Consider the following 16645-nt stretch of genomic DNA (forward strand, 5'->3'; position numbering starts at 1 on the left):
GAATGTGCCGGCCTGTTCGATGGGGTTTTGCGTGGCGATGACGAGGAACGGCACGGGCAGGGGATAGCTGGTGTTGCCGATGGTGACCTTGCGTTCCTGCATGGCTTCGAGCAACGCGCTCTGCACCTTGGGTGCCGCGCGGTTGATTTCGTCGGCGAGCAGCAGGTTGGTGAATACCGGGCCTTGATGCGTGCGAAATTTGCCAGTGGCTTGGTCGAGCAATTCGGATCCGAGGATGTCCGACGGCAGCATGTCGATCGTGAACTGCACGCGGCTGAACTTCAAATCCACGGCCCGCGCGACGGCGTTCACGAGCAGGGTCTTCGCGATGCCCGGCACGCCCAGCAGCAGCAAATGGCCGCCGGTCAGCAGCGCGATCATCATGCGCTCGACCACAACGTCCTGCCCGACCACCACCTCGGCCACGCGTTCGCGCACGGCTTGAACAAAATTCCGGTTTGCGTCTTTCATGGGTTTTAGGGAATGCCTGCCGCCGCAGTATGCGGGGCGTCCGCGAACGTGTCACTGATTACTCGTTCGGCTGGTGGTTTGAACGCCGTGGTCACCTGCCAGCCCTCGGGCCGGAAGCGCAATGTGACGGCCCCGGTTTCGCGGGTGCACAACACGCGAACGCCGGACGCGGCCAGGCGCTGGCGCAATCCCAGGCTCGCGCGTTTGGTGGCGGGGAACTGCGAATCTGCCACGACGATGAGTCGCGGCTGGATCGCGGTGATCAAGCCGTCGCACAGGGCTTCGCCCTGCTCGGGCAGGCCGGCGACCACGATGTCTGCGCGGAGGTCGGCCGCCCGCCGCAGCAACGCTTCCTGCCCGGGCCGGCCCAAATCCGCCAGCAACAGCACGCGGGTGCCGAAAAATTCCCCCCGTAAAACGAGCCCGGCATCGTCGGCCTGTGCGAATTTGTCGTCGGCTGCCGGGTGCAGCACGGTCCAGCAGCTCGAGCGGTCGCCGGAGCACAACGTCACGTGTTGCTCCGGCGCTGCCGCCAGTTCGTCCAGAATGGCGCGATACGCGGCCGAACGAAAGCGCACTGGACTCGTGTAAACCGTCGGCGCCTGGAAATCCGCCCGGATGAGGTCGGCGCCGCCAACGTGCTGGAGGTCGCCATGCGTCAACGCCAGCCGTGGCAGGCGGTTGACGCCAAGCGCGTGCAGCAGCGGCTCGGTGACGAACGTGACCGCGTTCGAATTCCCGCAATCGATGAGCCAGTCATCCGCGCGTCCCGGTCCGTCCACCCACGCCGCGTGGCCGCCGCTCAACGGCACAACAGTGACATCGAACTGCGTTCGCGCCCGCTGCCATTCCCAGGCCACGCCCGCCAGCGTGAGAGCGGCGGCGAGTCCGCCCCAACGCCAGTTGGGCCGCTTCCAGAACCAGCCGCTCAGGGCTCCGATCAGCAGCGTGTAGTAAGCGACGTAACCCCACGCCGGCGGTGACGGAACATAGCAAAATGCGCCCGGCAACGTTGTGGCCCAATGACTGGCGTGAACCATCGTGGACATCCAGAACCACGCGCTCTGGTTGAACAGTTCACCCACCCCCGGCAGCCAGCCGCCGCACAGCAGGCTGCCCAGCGCCGAGGCCAGCGCGCAGCTGCTCATCGGCACGATGACGAGGTTGGCCAGCAGGGTCACGGGGCTGAACAGGTGGAAGTAGTGCATCGTCAGCGGCAGCGACCCCAGCCACGCCGCGAGCGATGTGGCAAAACTCATCGTCGGCCAGCGCAAGGCGGTTTCCAGCCAGCGTCGCCAGCGCGGGAGCACCTCCCGGGGCAGGAGCGGATCGTGTGCCAGCAGCCGATCAGCGAGACGCTGCAACGGGGGGACGAGCAGCGCGATGCTCAACACGACAAAGAACGACAGTTGGAAGCTGGCCTGGAAGAGTTGTTGCGGCTGCCAGACCAGAATGATGAGCGCAGCGGCCGCGAGGGAATTGAGCAGGTCGGATGGGCGCCCGAGCGACCAGCCGCCGATGATGATGGTCATCATGATGGTGGAACGGATGGCCGAGGGCTGCCAGCCCGTGGCCGCGGTGTAGAACCAGATCAGTGGAATCACCACGGCGCCGCACCAATGCCGTGGGATTTGCAGAACGCGCAAAATGGCGACGAGCAATCCGGCGATCAACGCGATGTGGAGCCCGGAAATCGCGAAGATGTGCATCGTGCCGGACTTCATGAACGGCGCATACACCTCGTTGGTGAGGCCGGTTTTCCAGCCCAGCGTCATGGCGTAGAGCAGACGCAGGGGCTCGTCCACGGCCGGCTGACCCCGGGCCAGCGTATGCTTGGCCCACGCGATGAAGCGATCGGCCAGCGGAGGGGTCGCGGGCGAAAGTGCCCGCCACGCGTTGGTGGAATACGTCTTCAACTGAAAATAAATCCCCTGCCGGGCGAGATGGACGCGGTAGTCGAACAGTCCGACGGCCACCGGTTCCGGCGGCGGGGCGATGACACCGCGCACTTCCACGGCGGTGCCCCGATACAAATCGTCCAGCCGGTCAGGCGTGGTCGTCAGAATCCGGCCCGTGACCGGAAGCCACGTGGCGCCGCGCTGGAGCGCGGTCAGCCTCACCACGGCGAGCGTGCGAAAGGATTCTTCGTCATCGCGGAGGAACACACGCACGGACGGGGTTTCTTCCAACGTCCCGCGCACGATGACCTCCGCCGGGTCCGACGACACCACGGCGCGGACATCGCGGGGCGAGAGCGTGACCGTGTGCGAGAGCAGATTGATCCAGCCCAGGAGCAGGACGAGGGGCATCAGGAGCCACGGGCGGCCGCGCGGGCAGGCGAGCGCGAAACCCAGCAACGGCCCGGCGATGGCGAAGAGCCAGATCAGGGGTGGTTGCGCCGTTTCCGCCAGCAGCAATCCGGCGGCATACAACAAGGCCACAATCACCAGCGGTCGGCGCATGCAGAATGCGACCATTGAACCAAGATCACCCTGAAAGGCACGCAAAAATCCGGGGCTAACCAACGCTCCCAAACAGTGCGGGAATTCTTACAGCCGTCGGCCAGGAATCCGCCCGGGCGCGATTTTGCAAATTCATGACAACGTCGCCTGGCCGGCCGGGCAGCCTGGACGCCGTGGTGCCAACGCCGCCCGCGGTCAGTTTTTCGTTTCGCGAAAAATTCTTCGTAACAAACCGGGCATAACCGTGTCTGTATGGGATAAGCCGGGGCCAATTTGGTGGGGTGGTTGGGGCGGGGTGACGTGCATGCGTCACCCCGTCTTTGCCCTTGGCGGCACCGGACAGTTCGGGATGGCATTAATTTGCGGGCACGGAGATGAATATTTGCGGCGCGGCACGGTCCAATTCTCCGTCACAAGCGGGGTCGTCATGAACAGGAAGGAATTTTTTCTGGTGGGGTTGGTCGTGGTCCTGATCGGGGTTTATGTGATTTGGTTTACCGACTGGTTCCGCGCCAAAGTGCTCCACATCGAACACTCGCAGCGTTCGCTGCGGGAGGCGTGGAGCGGCAACCGCCGGCTCGATCCCTCTGGCCGGCAGACGCTGGGCAACGTGACCTTTTCCCTGCACCCAAAATGCCGGCTCACGGAGATCAAGGTGGTGCCGCTAGCCGAGTATCGCACCAACAAATATGCCCGGGCCCTGTGGGAGCTGGTTTCCCCGTCGGGTTCGCCGCCCATGGAGGGATTTGCCTACGGCCTGCCGGTCGCGGGGATGCAACCCGCTCAACCCGGACTGGAACCGGAGCCGCTGACGCCGGGCGCCGAGTATCGGCTGGTGGTCAAAGCGGGCAAGCTCACCGGCGAGCATGATTTCAACCTCGGCGGCAGTCCGGCCGCCGGCCCTTAGGCAGCGACAATCAGGCAGCGACAACATGAACGCCAATCAAGCCCCCACGACGGATGTCCCGCCACGGGCGTTCACGCTCATCGAACTGCTGGTGGTCATCGCCATCATCGGCATTCTGGCGGCGCTGTTGATGCCGGCGTTGTCGCACGCCAAACAGCGTGCGCAGGGCGTGCTGTGCTTGAACGACGGCAAACAGTTGATGGTGGCCATGATGCTTTATGGCAATGACAACGACGACTTTTTCCCGCCCAATCCGGATGACGGCAACACGGTGCCGGGCCACAACTGGTGCAGCGGCAACGCCCAGATTGGCGGGCCCAACGAGTTTGACCCGGATGTGTTGAAGGATCCGTCCCGCAGCCTGCTCATCAGCTACCTCTCGGGCAACGCCTCGTTGTTTCATTGTCCGGGCGACCGGCGGACAGGCGTGTATCAGGGCAGCGACCCGGCGATGCGGGGGCGAACCGTGCCGGCGGCACGCACGTTTTCGATGAACCAGGCCGTGGGCACCATTTGTTCCGGCTACAATCAAGTCAGCCTGGGCGGACCGGCGAACCACACGGGGTCGCCCAAAATGTCGGTCAACGGACCGTGGCTGAACAACCAGCACAATCACCAGCGCAACGCGCCGTGGTCCACCTACGGCAAGTTTTCCGCCATCAACGCACCCGGCCCGGCCATGCTCTGGGTGTTGTTGGACGAGGACGTCGCCCGAATCAACGACGCCGCTTTTGCCTTTGGCATGGAAGAGCCGGCGTGGTTTGATGTGCCCGGCACCTACCACAATTCCGGCGCGGGCTTTGCGTTCGCCGACGGGCATTCGGAGGCGCACCGGTGGAAAAAGTCCGGCCGCAAGGTGGGCGCCGGCACGCCGATCACCGATCCGCACGACCGGTTGGATTGGGAATGGATGCGGCAACGCACGTCGGCCCGATGAACTGAAACCACCCCATCGTCTGCGAGGCAATCATGAAAAAGCAGCGCGCGTTCACCCTGATCGAACTGCTCGTGGTCATCGCCATCATCGGCATTCTGGCGGCGATGCTGCTGCCCACGCTGGGGAAGGCCAAGGCGCAGGCGACCAAGATTTCCTGCGTGAACAATCTGCGCCAGCTCGGGCTCGCGATCCGGATGTATCTGGACGACAACGGCGATTTATTCCCGCCGCGGAGCGCCTTCAACACGTGGCCGTCCCGGTTCCATGACGGCTACAAGGACAACCGGCTGCTGCTCTGCCCAAACGACAAGGCCAACCCGCAAAGCTGGGCGGGGGCCGACCCGGCGCACTATCCGAACGACGGCCTGCCCCGCAGCTACATCATCAATGGGTGGAACGATTACATGAAGGACACGCTCACCCGCCCGCAAATGGACGCCTACATGGGCTCGACCTATCCGGGCTCCATGAAGGAGTCGGCCATCGCGTTGCCGGTGGATACCGTGGTGCTGGGCGAGAAGAAAAACACCTCGCCGCACTTTTACATGGATTTGCTGGAGGCGGAGCCAGGCGGCGTGGTGGGCAATGATTTGTTTGAGCTGGATCGCAGCCGGCACAGCGGCACCGGGACAGAGAACTCCGGGACTGGTGGCGCCAATTACCTCTTTGGCGACAGCAGCGTGCGGTTTGTGCGCTTCGACCGCATCCTTGGTCCGCTCAACCTCTGGGCGGTGACGCCGGCGGGCCGCATCAATTACGCGGCCGCGCCCTGAACGCCGGCCGTTCGGCCGGCTCACGGTTCGAGCGGCTCAAAGACCGGCGCGTTGGTGTCGGAGTTCGGCTCCTGCATCATCTCCTTCAGTGACTTCATCGGGTGCAACGGCGCGAGGAACATGCGCGGAAGGAAATAGATGGGCTCGGCCTTGGGGTTGGCGAGCGTGCCGGTGACCCGGTATTCAAACAGCTTGCTGACGGGCCACAGGGCGGTGCTCATCAGCCGGCCGAAGAACCAGGTGTCCCGCAGCAATTCCGCCTGGACGCGCGCATCGATGCGCATGCCGAAATCCACCGTGCCGGCGTATTGCAGGCGCATGGCTGAGGCGCGGATGTCCAGATCCTTCGTATAAATGACGCTGTTGGTGATCGTGTAGGTGCCGCGTGCTTCGCTGGCGCGGCTGTTGCCGATGCCGGGCACCACGCTGTTCATCACCGAAGACATGATGCCAAACACCGGCGTGTCCCAAATCAGCCCGTTGAGCAGGCTGGCCTCACCGTGACCGTTCCACGAATGGAAATCATGCGTCTCGGCATTGGTGATGACCAGCGTGCCGGACAACGCGCCTTCGAGCCGGTTGGTCGGTGAATGCAAATCCACCATCAACGCGTGCAAATCCGTGTTGGTGATGGCCACGGCAAACCGGAAGGGGGTCCGGTCGTGCTCATGCACGTCGAACCACGCATCACCCCGCGCCTGACCGCCGTAGAACGCGGCCGTGATGTTCGTCAGGGTGACGCTTTCGTGGGCCCAGTCGATGTGCCCGGCGATGTGCGGCAGGTTGAAGCGCAGCCAGCGGAACGGCCCGCCTTCCAGGTCGAAATGCAGGTCGGCGTCAGCCTCGCCTTTCAGCGGAATCACGCCATGGACGCGGGCCACGGGCGGCTTCAGAAATTGATAATGCTCCACGGCCGCCGCGGTCTTGGGGCCAATGGCCGTGGCAATGACCATCGGGTCGGTGTCGCTGAAACCGTTCGTCAGGTAGGCCCGGTTGTTCGCAAAATCAAACCGCAGGCCGTCCGCCTCGGCGCGTTCGGTGCCACGCCGGACGAGCGGATGAATCACATTCAGCACCTTGTTTGTGTAATCCAGCGAGGCTTCAAGCCAGTCGGCATGCTGCGCGCGGAAGCTGAAATTGGTCCACGTCACCTGACCACGCGCGGCCAGCCGGTCGTGATCATACCAGCGGCCGAGGACTTCCACGTCCAGTTGCGGCGCCGTGGTGTATTCCAAATATGCGAGCCCGCGCCGGCCCTTCTCGCCCAGTTGATCCTGGAGCAGGCGCGGATCAAACGGCCCGCGCAATTTGATGTTGAAGTCGTGGCTGATCTCGTCGGACTGGAGGTTCACGAGCAATGTGCCCTCCGGCCGGGTCAGGGCGAGGTCGGGCAGATGCCAGACGCGGTTGGAGTAGGTCAAATGCGTGACGGCCGTGAGCGCGCTGATGCCGCGATACGCTGCGTTGGTGACCTGCACCGAGCCTGCCAGCACAATGCCCGGCTGCACTTCGCCGCGCCAGTCGGGCGTGCGGTTGGTCCATGCGGGCAGCGTCAAATGTCCCGCCAGCTCCAGAGCCGGCGGTTGGTGCAAGGTGAAATGATCCAGCCACGCCCGGCTTTTCTCGGTCAGCACCGGATCCAGCTGGCGCAGGTCAAAGTGCGTCTGGCCGGCGAACTCCAGCCGCCGGGACTGCACGTTCGCCGTTGCGCGTGCCGCAAAACCACCCTGCGGCAGGCGGACTTGCAGGTTGGACAAGGTCACTCCCGGCGCTTCCCACTGGAGGGCGACGCCGAGTTGGGGGAGGGCGATGTCGTGCACGGTGGCATTGGTCAGGGCGGCCGTCACCTCCAGGGCGTAGGGCAGCAGCTTGGACCACGGCCCGAGCGCGGGATCGGGTGGTATGTTGTTCGACGCGGGCCGGAAGTGAACCACCGCGGAGCCGCTTCCGGTTTTCGCCCAGCGCGAAGTCATGTTCTCGCCGTGCAGGTCAATCTCGCCCGCGACCGGCACGGCGTTGGTCTGGCTTTGAATCCAGTCCGCGTGGGCCCGCAGCGAGCCCGCGGAGGCCCACTCGGTTTTCACCTCCCCGGCCTGCAGCGTGCACCAGCAGCGCAGCCGGTTGGTGTCATCCATGAACCGGGCGACGTTCAGGTCGAAATTCAAATTGCGCAGCGCTGCCCACCGCGTGCTGGCGCGTTCGGCAACCAGGCTGAGTTCCGCGGCATGCGGCGCATTGGTTTGGGCGGGCAGCAACTGCGCCAGCAGGACGCCGTTTTGCAGCTCGCCCCACGGCGTCAACGCGCCGGCGGCGTTCAGCGAGAGCGCGCCGCCGAAGCTTTCCGGATCCTTCGCGTCGCCGGTCAGGCGCAGTTCAAACTCCGGCGGCCGGATGAAGTGAATCTGCTGCAACAGGTCGTGGAAGGCGCGCAGACGTGCGGCCGCGCCGCGGGACGGGCGTTTGCCCTGGCCGTGAAACACCGGCCATTCGCGGAGCGCCGAAGCGTTGAAGATCTGGCCCGTGGCCTGGAAGTGCGCCCCCGCAAAATCGGCCTGCAAATGGTCGAGACGCCATTCATCGTCCGGGAGGAATCGCAGCGTTCCCGTGAGGTTGGTGAGGCTCAGTTCGCGCGCGGGTTCATTGGTTCCGCCGAGGTTCCACACCACATTGCCGCCGCGCAACGTGATGCCGCGCACCTCCGCCTTGAGGTGGACCAGCGCGGCATAGTCCAACTGCACGTCGGCGGAGCGGGCAGAGAAGCGCGGGAGGGTTGTGGCATTCGTGCCCACCACGCGGACATCGTCCGCCACAATGCCGCGATACCAGCGCAGCCGCAGGCGGGAGAACTGCACGTCCACACCGCGGGCGCGCAGGTTTTCAAGCACCGGGCGCTTGACGAAGCCGGGCAGGCCGATCTGGTTGAGATACGCGCCGGCGCAGACCAGCACCAGCAGCAGCACCAGCACGGTGATGCGGCAGCGCCGGAAATAAACGCGGAGTCGCTGCCAACCGGTGCGCCGGCGTTTGCGGTGGGAATCAGAGCTCACGGACGGGAATGCTCAAGTAGGTCTGGATGTATTGGTAGGTGTCCCACGGGAATTCGAACACCCACGGCTGGCCGTCAATGGTGGTGGTGGCGTAGGGAAACTGGGAGGGGGCGGTGCCGCCGAATTCCAGCGTGTGCTGCGAGCCGTCCTTCATTTCAAACGTCAGCCGGTGCACCGGATTGGTAAAGCCATACGTGGCGCGGTTGAAGTCGCCGTGGGCCGTCCAAAAAGCGGCGTTCAAATCGCCCACGCGATGGACGGTTTCCTCCACGGCAAAGGGGTTGATGCTGCCGAACGAGTTCGTGCCGAGCGACCAGGTGCTGGTGCCGTTGCGAACCAGCTCGCGCGTGCGGCCGCCCTGTTCGATGCGCACGCGGGCGACGTCGCTTTCATTGAAGTGCCAGATGCGGCGCGGCCGCAGCTCCCAGCTGGCCCGCGGCAGGATCTCAAAGTCAGCCCGGCGAATGGCGTAAACCGACTTCTCGTCGGTGCGTTTGCAGTAAACACGGTCGGCTTCGTTGGTGCCGAACAACAGCCCGAGCCGGGTGGCGTTCGTGCCGCTGCCCGTCACGAGCGTGCAGGTCACGCGCGGGGGCGCCAGTCCGTAGGAAGGCAGATCGGGTTCGGCGACCACGTCCTTGACAAATTGCACCACCTCGGCGCGGGCCAGGGTGGTGAGGATCAGGTTCATGTAGTTGGTGTCCGCGACGAAGCCCTGGGGTTCCACGCGCCAGTTCTGATTGGTCTGGCGCACCAGCGTGAACTGGTCCACGCCGCGAACCTCGAGGGCGTCCGGCAGCGCCGTGAAATCCACGAGATGCCGGTCGCGGAAATCGTCCGGCCCCAGCCGCCACTCCGCCAGGGCTTCCTTCGGCACGGCCAGCACATTCTCGTGGCCGGAGCGTCGGGCGTAGATGAGCTTGGCGTTGTTGGTCGGGCTGCGGCCGAATTGCAGTGCGGCCACCGGATTGGTGCCCTGGGCCAGGGTGATTTCAAGGTCCGGCGGCTGCAAACCGTAGGCGTCCAGATCGGCGCGCGGATCGTCGGTGACGAATTCCTCGGCGCGAAGCGTTTCGAGATTGGTCAGCATGCTGTCGATCAACGCGCTGTTCGCCCGCGACTGCAGCCGCACCAGCCGCCACAGTTGGTTGGTCCTGTTGCGGGCGAGTTCGAGCGTGCGTGAACCGTTGTTGACAAGGAGGCGGTCAAAGTGGAGCGCCGGCCAGTTGAGCAGGGCGGTGTCCCGCCAGTCGTCCGGCTTCTGGGGCAGGGCGGTGAGGAGGTTGGTCGAGACGAGGTGAATGCCCGGCACACCGACGACTTCAACGAACACCTGGTCGCCCGGGCTGGTGCGGGCGCCGATGAGCACCTGCCGCCGTTCGGCACCGCTGGACAGGATCAAGGTGGCCAGCGGGTCGTCGAAGCCAAACTCGGTTTCCGCGTTGGGATGGTCCAGCAGCTCCCGCGGTGTGAGCGTGGAATCGGGCGAAAGCCGGGCCAGGGTGGTGAGCAGACCTTCCACCGCCTCGGTGCGGGCCGGATAGGCGAGCGGCCTGGTCAGTTCCCAATTGTCATTGGTGCGGCGGACCATGATTTCCGGCTGTTTGGCGGACCGCACCTGGACGGCGGTGATGGTGCCGGGCTTGAATCCCGGGAGCACCAGCTTCGGGGCCCGTTGCGGGCCGGCCACGAACTTGTCGTAGCCCAGAATGAACCCGAAGAGCAACGCGGCCACTGCCAGAAGAAGCCAGGTGTTTTTCGTGTTCATGCCGGTTCGTCGTTTCGCCGTGCCGTGGGCCAACCCGTCCGTGTTCCTAACTGCGCCGCCGCAGCCAGACCAGGAGCCCGGCCAACAGCACCGCGCCGGGCAGGGCGGCGAGCAGCAACAGCTCCGCCGATTTCATCTGCGTCCGCGTCATGACCACGGTGAATTCCTTCACCGGGCGCGGCCCCAGCCCCTGCAACATTTCCGTCCGGTCGAGCAGCCAGTTCAGGGCGTAGCTGGCGAAGTCGCGATTCCCCGCGGAATCAATCATCAGGTTGCTGAGAAACAGCGAGTCGCCCGTGACCACGATGCGGGTGGTGCCGCGCTCGGACGTCACGCCGGTGACGGCGCCCTTCTCGACGGCGACCGCCACGGAATAGGAGCGCGGCGGCAGGTTGGTCTGGCCGACGACGATGGACTTCGGCCCGGTGAAGGCGAGTTCTTCGACCTTGGGCGCGTCGGCCGCCGCCGTGGCGGAGTCGATGCGCGACACGGCGCGCGGCAGAATCATGTGGATGCGCGAATTCAAGAGGGCATTCACCACGGGATGTTTCGAGAACCGGCTGATCAGGATGTCCTGGCCGCGGAGCGAATTGTCGTCGTCCTGAATGATTTTGCCGGTGACATCGACGCCCCATTTGGCCAGCAATTTTTCCAGGCCCAGTTCCTTGTTCACGGAGGTGCAGTCAAACAACGCGAACAGCCGGCCGCCGGATTCGAGATATTTTTCAATCTTGTCCAGTTCCACGTCCGGAATCGGGCTTTGCGGGCCGGCGATGATGAGGACGCTGCATTCGGCGGGGACGGTGTTCGTGCCGAGCAGACTGATGGCGGCCACCTGCAAATAGTTTTGCTGGACCACGGAAATGAACTTCATGTAGCCCATCTGGTCGTCCTCCTTCTGGGCTTCGCGTTCGCCGTGCCCGACAAGGTAGCCGGCCAGCAGCGGCTTGGGATTGATCACTGCGCGCAGGATGGCGGAGAACATCATTTCGCCCTTGAAGGCCACCGGCTTTTTGCGGAACTCGCGTTCCTTTTCGTTCGGCACGGATTCAAGGGAATACTCCGTGAGTGCATCGCCGTTCACGACGCGGACATGATTGTTGCAATCAAAAATGACCAGATCCTTGTCGGTTGGTGCGGTGAAGAAGTCCTTGTATTTGGTCTTCACGGCCTGGGCGCCGGCGGTGTCGCGCGTGTAGTCCACGGTGTTGACCGTGATCTTGGGATTGTGCAGGTGATACTCGTTCACCAGCGCCGCCACGGTGGTGAACATGGGCTCCTCCTTGTCGTAATACAGCGTGACCTTGACGTTGTTGGTCACCGACTTGAGGAGGCTGAGCGTTTGCGCTGACAACTCGATGCGGGTCTGGGAACTGAGGAACAGCCGGCGGAAGAAGAAATTCCGGCTGATGTAATTCAGCATGACGACGATGGCCAGCGTGGCGGCCAGGCCCACCAGCACGCTGAACCCGATGCCCCATTTGCGTCCCGGCGAAAAGCTGGGGGTGTGTTGAGATTTGGCGGCCATGTTATTTCCAGCGTCGGCTTTCGACGACCCGCAGCGTCAGGAACAGGAAGAACGCCGTGAAACTTGCGAAGAAGACCACGGACCGCGTGTCCACCACACCCCGGGCAAAGTCATGCATCTGATCGAACAGGGCCACGCTGGAAAGCAGTTGCGCCGCCCAGCCGGCCGAGATGGGCAGTTGCGTCGGCAGGAAGCTCAGCAGGAACAGGCTCGTGCACAGCGCAAAACTGATCATGGCGGCTATGGTCTGGCTGTGCGTCAGCGACGAGGCAAAACAACCCATCGACAAGAACAGCGCGCCCACGAGCAGGATGCCCAGATACGTGCTGCCCAGCGCGCCCCAGTCCACCGGGCTGTGATCACCGGTGAAGTGGCGGATGATGGCGAGGCACGCGAGCATGGGCAGCCACATGACGAGGTAAAACAGCAGGGCGGCCGTGAATTTGGCCAGCACCACCTGGCCGTCGCGCACCGGCGCCGTCATGAGGGTTTCGTAGGTGCCGGCAAATTTTTCCATCGCGAACGTCCGCATCGTGATGACCGGCGCCGCCAGCAGGAGGATGATCCAGAAGAACGGCGTGACGTAGAACATTTCCGTGATCGGCATCGGCGACGGCTCGTTGATCAGCTGCGTCAGCATCATGACAAAGCTGAACCCGGTCAAAAAGGTGGCCGCGGCCACGATCACGTAGCCGGAAAGGGAAACCAGATACGACGCCAGTTCACGGCGCGTGAGCGAAAGAAAAACCTGCATCAGCCCTCATCCTCCTCGTTTGGCCGCGTCACCTGCACGTAAATGTCCTCCAGCGAATGCCGGTTCCGGGTCAGTTCCCGCAGCGCCCAGTCGCGGCTGCGCGCAATCTGAAAAATCGCCGCCCGCAAATCCGCGCCGTCCCGCGGCGTGATGGCGCACCGGAAAAACGCGCCGTCCAGCGGGGAGACGTCGAACTGCTCGATCTCGGGCATGGCCGCCCAGCATTCCCGCAGCTGGGCCTCGGGCGCGGCCAGTTCGGCGATGATCTGGCTGCTGCTGTTCATCCGGTGCTGCAATTGTGCCGGGGTGTCGGCCGCCAGAATCTTGCCATCATACATGATGAGCACGCGGTTACAGGTCATCTCCACTTCGGGCAGGATGTGCGAGGAAATCAGCACCGTGTGATTGTCCGCCAGGCTCTTGATGAGCTGCCGCACGGCCCGGATTTGATGCGGGTCCAGCCCGATGGTCGGTTCGTCAAGAATGATGAGGTCCGGTTCATGGAGCAGGGCGTCCGCGAGGCCGACGCGCTGCCGGTAGCCTTTCGACAAGGTGCCGATGATCTTCCGCGCCACGTCCGTCAAGCCGCACTGGGTCAGCACCGTGTCCACCCGCTCCCGCGTCCGGCTGCGGCTCATGCCCTTGATGCGCGCGCGAAACCGCAGGTATTCCCGGACGCGCATTTCCGTGTGGAGCGGATTGTTTTCGGGCATGAACCCGATCCGGCGCCGCACTTCCAGGGAATCCCGGAAGACATCGAGCCCGGCGACGCGCACCGTGCCGGCGGTGGCCGGCAGGTAACTGGACAACACGCGCATGGTGGTGCTTTTGCCCGCGCCGTTGGGACCGAGCAGGCCGACGATTTCGCCCCGCTCGACGGTGAATGAAATGTCATCCACCGCGGTATGGCCGGCATACCGCTTGGTGAGATTGGCGACTTCGATCATAAGCCTAAAGGCATTGTCAGAACGCGCCAAGGGTATGCAACCGCCGGCGGTTCGGGCGAACAAAAATTGTCAGCGCACTTTCAGGTCCAGCTGGGTCCGGACCAGGTTGATGAAGCCGTTGCCGAGGTTGCGGGGCACAATCAGGTTGAGCGTCGCGGTGTCGCCCGTTTGCTTGCCGGTGAACGCCAGGCCGCAATCCAGCAGGTCCGCGACGCCGGTGCCGTCCACGCCTTCCAGCAGCACGCCGCTCTTGAGTCCCGCGGCGGCCGCGGGGCTGCCGGCTTCAACCGTGTCCACCAGCAGCCCGTCCGTGCTGGAGAGGCCCAGGCGCGCGGCCGTCTGCGGATTCAGCTCCCGCAGCGTCAGGCCGGTTTTCTGTTTCAACATGTCCTCGAACGGCATCATCCGCACCTTGATGCTGCGGCGCTGGCCGTCGGTTTCCGTGACGAGGCTGGCCACATGATTTTCGCTGGCGGCCATGGCGCCGTTGAATTCGACGACCGTGGCCACGGGCTTGCCGTTGACTTCGAGGATGTGCATGCCGCCCTGCAAACCGGCCAGCGCGGCCGGGCTGCCCGGCTGGACGTCCGCAATCGTCAAGGGCGTCGATCCGGCCTGCACGTGCGCGCCGAACCACAGCGAATAGGTCACCTCGGGCGAAAAGAACTGCGAAATGGCCAGCGAAACCTGCTTCACGGGAATGGCAAACCCGATGCCCTGGCCTTCACGGTAAACGGCCACGTTGATGCCGATGAGCTCACCCCGGAGGTCCACCAGCGGGCCGCCGCTGTTGCCGGGATTGATGGCGGCGTCGGTCTGGAGCCAGTCGGCGATGTTCAGCGGCTCGTTGCCGGTGGCCGGGCGCCGGTTTTTGGAGCTGAGAATGCCGCGGGACACGGACACGCCCAGGCCGAAGGGATTGCCCAGGGCAATCACGGTTTCGCCCAGCATCAAATCATCCGGCCGGGCAAATTTGATCGCCTGAAACTTCTCGCCGGGCTTGGCTTTGATCTTGAGCAGCGCAACATCGCTTTTCTGCGTGGCGACAATTTTGTCCGCGTCATACACCCGGCCATCGGCGAGTTTCACCTGCACGCGGCTGCCGCGGCTGACCACGTGCCAGTTGGTCAGGATGTAACCGTCCTCGTCGATGATGACGCCCGAGCCCAGGCTGTTGAGCTGTTCCTCGGTGCGCGGCTGGGCGGGTTGCAGGCCGAAGAATTCGCGCCGCAGGTCCTCGTAGTAATCGTGATACTCGACCAGCCGCGAGGTGGCGATGTTCACGACGCTCGGCAACGTCCGCTCCACGGCGGCCACCGTGGCGTCGCGCCGGATGTCGAATTCCGGCGCTTCCGGCAGGCCGACGGTCACTGCGGCGCGGGCGGGCAGGACGCTCCAGCCGAACACGGCCGCAGCCATCGCCCCCAGGCATTGGCGCCAAAAAAACCTGTGTTTCATACTCATTATCAACAGTCAAAATGCCGGGCGGTTGCGTTCAATCATTTTCCGGTCCAGCCGGCCGGTGGCTTGACTTTGCGCAGCGCCTGGCCCAAAAGCAATTCGCGTGTCCCTCGCCGGCAACAGTTTCTACGCCAGTTGGCGCCGCCCGGCCGGCCTCCCGCCTGCGTTGCGGGAAGGCGGAGCGCCGCCGGAGCAACTGCTGCAACACATCTGGCAGCAACAGCGCCTGCGCCGCGAGCACCTGAGCACCTTGGACGGGCGGCCCGTGCGAATCCTTCACCCCGGCTTTCACAATCGCGAGGGCGGCCCGGATTTTCGCGGCGCCGTGGTGCAGTTCGGGGAGGCCCTGCCGGTGAACGGCGACATTGAAATCGACCTGGAGGTCAACGGCTGGCACGCGCACGGCCACGACCGCAACCCGGCGTTTCGGTCCGTGATTCTGCATGTGGTCTGGTCGGCCCGGAAAACGCCCTCGTCCGGTCCGCCGGTGTTGTCCGTCGGTGCGGTGCTGGATTCGCCCCTGGCCGAACTGGCGATTTGGCTGGGCGGCGCACCGACCGGCGGCCTGCCTGAAGCGCTGCAAGGCCGTTGTGCTGCGCCGCTCCGGGAATTGGACCACGAACCAATGCGGGCGCTGTTGCAACAAGCCGCGCAGGTTCGTCTGGCCGCCAAAGCCGCGCAGTTGGCGGCGCGCGCCCGTGACGCCGGCTGGGAACAAAGCCTGTGGGAAGGTTTGTTCCGCGCGCTGGGTTACAAGCACAACTCCTGGGCAATGCAACGGCTCGCCGAATTGCGTTCGCGCTGGTTTGCCGGGGCCGACTCTGTGGCCGGCCTGCAAGCGCGCCTGCTCGGCGTTGCCAACCTGCTGCCGCTCGACCTCACCCGCGCCCGGCCGCTGGCGGACGGCTTTGTGCGGCAGCTTTGGGACCGCTGGTGGCGCGAGCGAGACGTCTTTACGGATTGCCAGTTGCCGCGCCCGCTCTGGCGCCTGCACGGCATTCGTCCGGTGAACCATCCGCAGCGTCGCCTGGCGCTGGCGGCGCACTGGCTGATGGACGACGGCTTTGTCGGCCGGCTCGAACAATGGTGCGCCGATCAGGTTGTGGGGACCGCGGCGTCAGGCGCGGGCAGGGAGGCGCGAAGCAATGGAGGCACGCCCGCGCAACGGGTTCATTCGCTGGCCCGCGTGTTGCAACCGGCGCGGGACGATTTCTGGACGCATCATCTCACGCTGCGTTCGGCGCGAGCGCCGCGGCCGCAGCCGTTGCTGGGCGAAGCGCGGGTGACCGACCTCGCCGTGAACGTCATTCTGCCGTGGCTCTGGGCCCGCGCGGCGGAGGGCGGCAACGCCGCCTGGCGGAACGCGCTCGAAACGTGTTATCACACCTGGCCCGCGGGCGAGGACAACGCGACGCTCAAGCTGGCCCGGCAAAGGTTGCTCGGCGGCGCCCCGAGGTTCCGCACCGCGTCGGCCCAGCAAGGCTTGCTGCAAATCGTCCGCGACTTCTGCGATCATTCCAACGCGATCTGTGCCGATTGCCGCTTCCCGGAACTGGTGCGGAGTTTTGTGAGCTGAGAAACGGCCCAAAA

Annotated in this window: 12 protein-coding genes; 4 read left to right on the forward strand and 8 right to left on the reverse strand. The window is 64.6% G+C overall.

Going from position 1 to position 16645, the window contains the following annotated elements:
- Together VFV96_04520 and VFV96_04525 are read right to left on the reverse strand one after the other, a co-directional pair.
- The coding region (locus VFV96_04520) for an AAA family ATPase (GenBank protein ID HEU5069663.1) at window positions 1–471 on the reverse strand (471 nt) is incomplete at its 3' end.
- 5 nt (window positions 472–476) lie between these two features.
- A complete protein-coding gene (locus VFV96_04525) occupies window positions 477–2933 on the reverse strand; it encodes a ComEC/Rec2 family competence protein (protein HEU5069664.1) in 2457 nt (818 codons plus the stop codon).
- A gap of 427 nt (window positions 2934–3360) precedes the next feature.
- Here VFV96_04525 and VFV96_04530 point away from each other — a divergent pair, with 427 nt between their 5' ends.
- The 3 genes from VFV96_04530 to VFV96_04540 are packed head-to-tail and all read left to right on the forward strand — an operon-like array spanning window position 3361 to window position 5550.
- Complete coding sequence (locus VFV96_04530; GenBank protein ID HEU5069665.1) at window positions 3361–3840, forward strand: hypothetical protein; 480 nt, start codon at window positions 3361–3363, stop codon at window positions 3838–3840.
- A 25-nt stretch (window positions 3841–3865) separates the two neighbouring features.
- Window positions 3866–4777 carry a type II secretion system protein gene (locus tag VFV96_04535; protein ID HEU5069666.1) on the forward strand — a complete coding sequence of 304 codons (912 nt, stop codon included), beginning with the start codon at window positions 3866–3868 and terminating at the stop codon, window positions 4775–4777.
- 32 nt (window positions 4778–4809) lie between these two features.
- The gene (locus VFV96_04540; protein ID HEU5069667.1) at window positions 4810–5550 is read left to right on the forward strand and encodes a prepilin-type N-terminal cleavage/methylation domain-containing protein; all 741 of its coding nucleotides are present in this window, start codon (window positions 4810–4812) and stop codon (window positions 5548–5550) included.
- Window positions 5551–5570: 20 nt separating this feature from the next.
- On the opposite strand, the gene VFV96_04545 is transcribed toward VFV96_04540, so the two are convergent.
- The 6 genes from VFV96_04545 to VFV96_04570 all read right to left on the reverse strand — a co-directional run bounded on the left by VFV96_04545 (window position 5571) and on the right by VFV96_04570 (window position 15052).
- On the reverse strand, window positions 5571–8597 hold the full coding sequence (locus VFV96_04545; protein ID HEU5069668.1) for an AsmA-like C-terminal region-containing protein: 3027 nt from the start codon (window positions 8595–8597) through the stop codon (window positions 5571–5573).
- Entirely contained in the window at window positions 8587–10365 is a 1779-nt protein-coding gene (locus VFV96_04550; GenBank protein ID HEU5069669.1) for a DUF4340 domain-containing protein, read from the reverse strand. Before VFV96_04550 ends, VFV96_04545 begins: the two co-directional genes overlap by 11 nt.
- Before the next feature lie 46 nt (window positions 10366–10411).
- On the reverse strand, window positions 10412–11893 hold the full coding sequence (locus VFV96_04555) for a GldG family protein (protein ID HEU5069670.1): 1482 nt from the start codon (window positions 11891–11893) through the stop codon (window positions 10412–10414).
- A gap of 1 nt (window position 11894) precedes the next feature.
- Complete coding sequence (locus VFV96_04560) at window positions 11895–12647, reverse strand: ABC transporter permease (GenBank protein HEU5069671.1); 753 nt, start codon at window positions 12645–12647, stop codon at window positions 11895–11897.
- Complete coding sequence (locus VFV96_04565) at window positions 12647–13594, reverse strand: ABC transporter ATP-binding protein (protein HEU5069672.1); 948 nt, start codon at window positions 13592–13594, stop codon at window positions 12647–12649. The genes VFV96_04560 and VFV96_04565 overlap by 1 nt, the downstream gene beginning before the upstream one ends.
- A gap of 69 nt (window positions 13595–13663) precedes the next feature.
- A complete protein-coding gene (locus VFV96_04570; GenBank protein HEU5069673.1) occupies window positions 13664–15052 on the reverse strand; it encodes a trypsin-like peptidase domain-containing protein in 1389 nt (462 codons plus the stop codon).
- Between the two features lie 106 nt (window positions 15053–15158).
- Here VFV96_04570 and VFV96_04575 point away from each other — a divergent pair, with 106 nt between their 5' ends.
- A complete protein-coding gene (locus VFV96_04575; protein ID HEU5069674.1) occupies window positions 15159–16631 on the forward strand; it encodes a DUF2851 family protein in 1473 nt (490 codons plus the stop codon).
- Window positions 16632–16645 lie beyond the last annotated feature (14 nt).

Source organism: Verrucomicrobiia bacterium (genome assembly GCA_035765895.1).
Taxonomy (GTDB): domain Bacteria; phylum Verrucomicrobiota; class Verrucomicrobiia; order Limisphaerales; family DSYF01; genus DSYF01.

Coding starts and splice junctions, on each gene's coding strand:
- VFV96_04550 (HEU5069669.1), bottom strand. CDS start 10,365: ATGAACACGAAAAACACCTGGCTTCTTCTGGCAGTGGCCGCGTTGCTC.
- VFV96_04555 (HEU5069670.1), bottom strand. CDS start 11,893: ATGGCCGCCAAATCTCAACACACCCCCAGCTTTTCGCCGGGACGCAAA.
- VFV96_04565 (HEU5069672.1), bottom strand. CDS start 13,594: ATGATCGAAGTCGCCAATCTCACCAAGCGGTATGCCGGCCATACCGCG.
- VFV96_04525 (HEU5069664.1), bottom strand. CDS start 2,933: ATGCGCCGACCGCTGGTGATTGTGGCCTTGTTGTATGCCGCCGGATTG.
- VFV96_04560 (HEU5069671.1), bottom strand. CDS start 12,647: ATGCAGGTTTTTCTTTCGCTCACGCGCCGTGAACTGGCGTCGTATCTG.
- VFV96_04570 (HEU5069673.1), bottom strand. CDS start 15,052: ATGAAACACAGGTTTTTTTGGCGCCAATGCCTGGGGGCGATGGCTGCG.
- VFV96_04530 (HEU5069665.1), top strand. CDS start 3,361: ATGAACAGGAAGGAATTTTTTCTGGTGGGGTTGGTCGTGGTCCTGATC.
- VFV96_04535 (HEU5069666.1), top strand. CDS start 3,866: ATGAACGCCAATCAAGCCCCCACGACGGATGTCCCGCCACGGGCGTTC.
- VFV96_04540 (HEU5069667.1), top strand. CDS start 4,810: ATGAAAAAGCAGCGCGCGTTCACCCTGATCGAACTGCTCGTGGTCATC.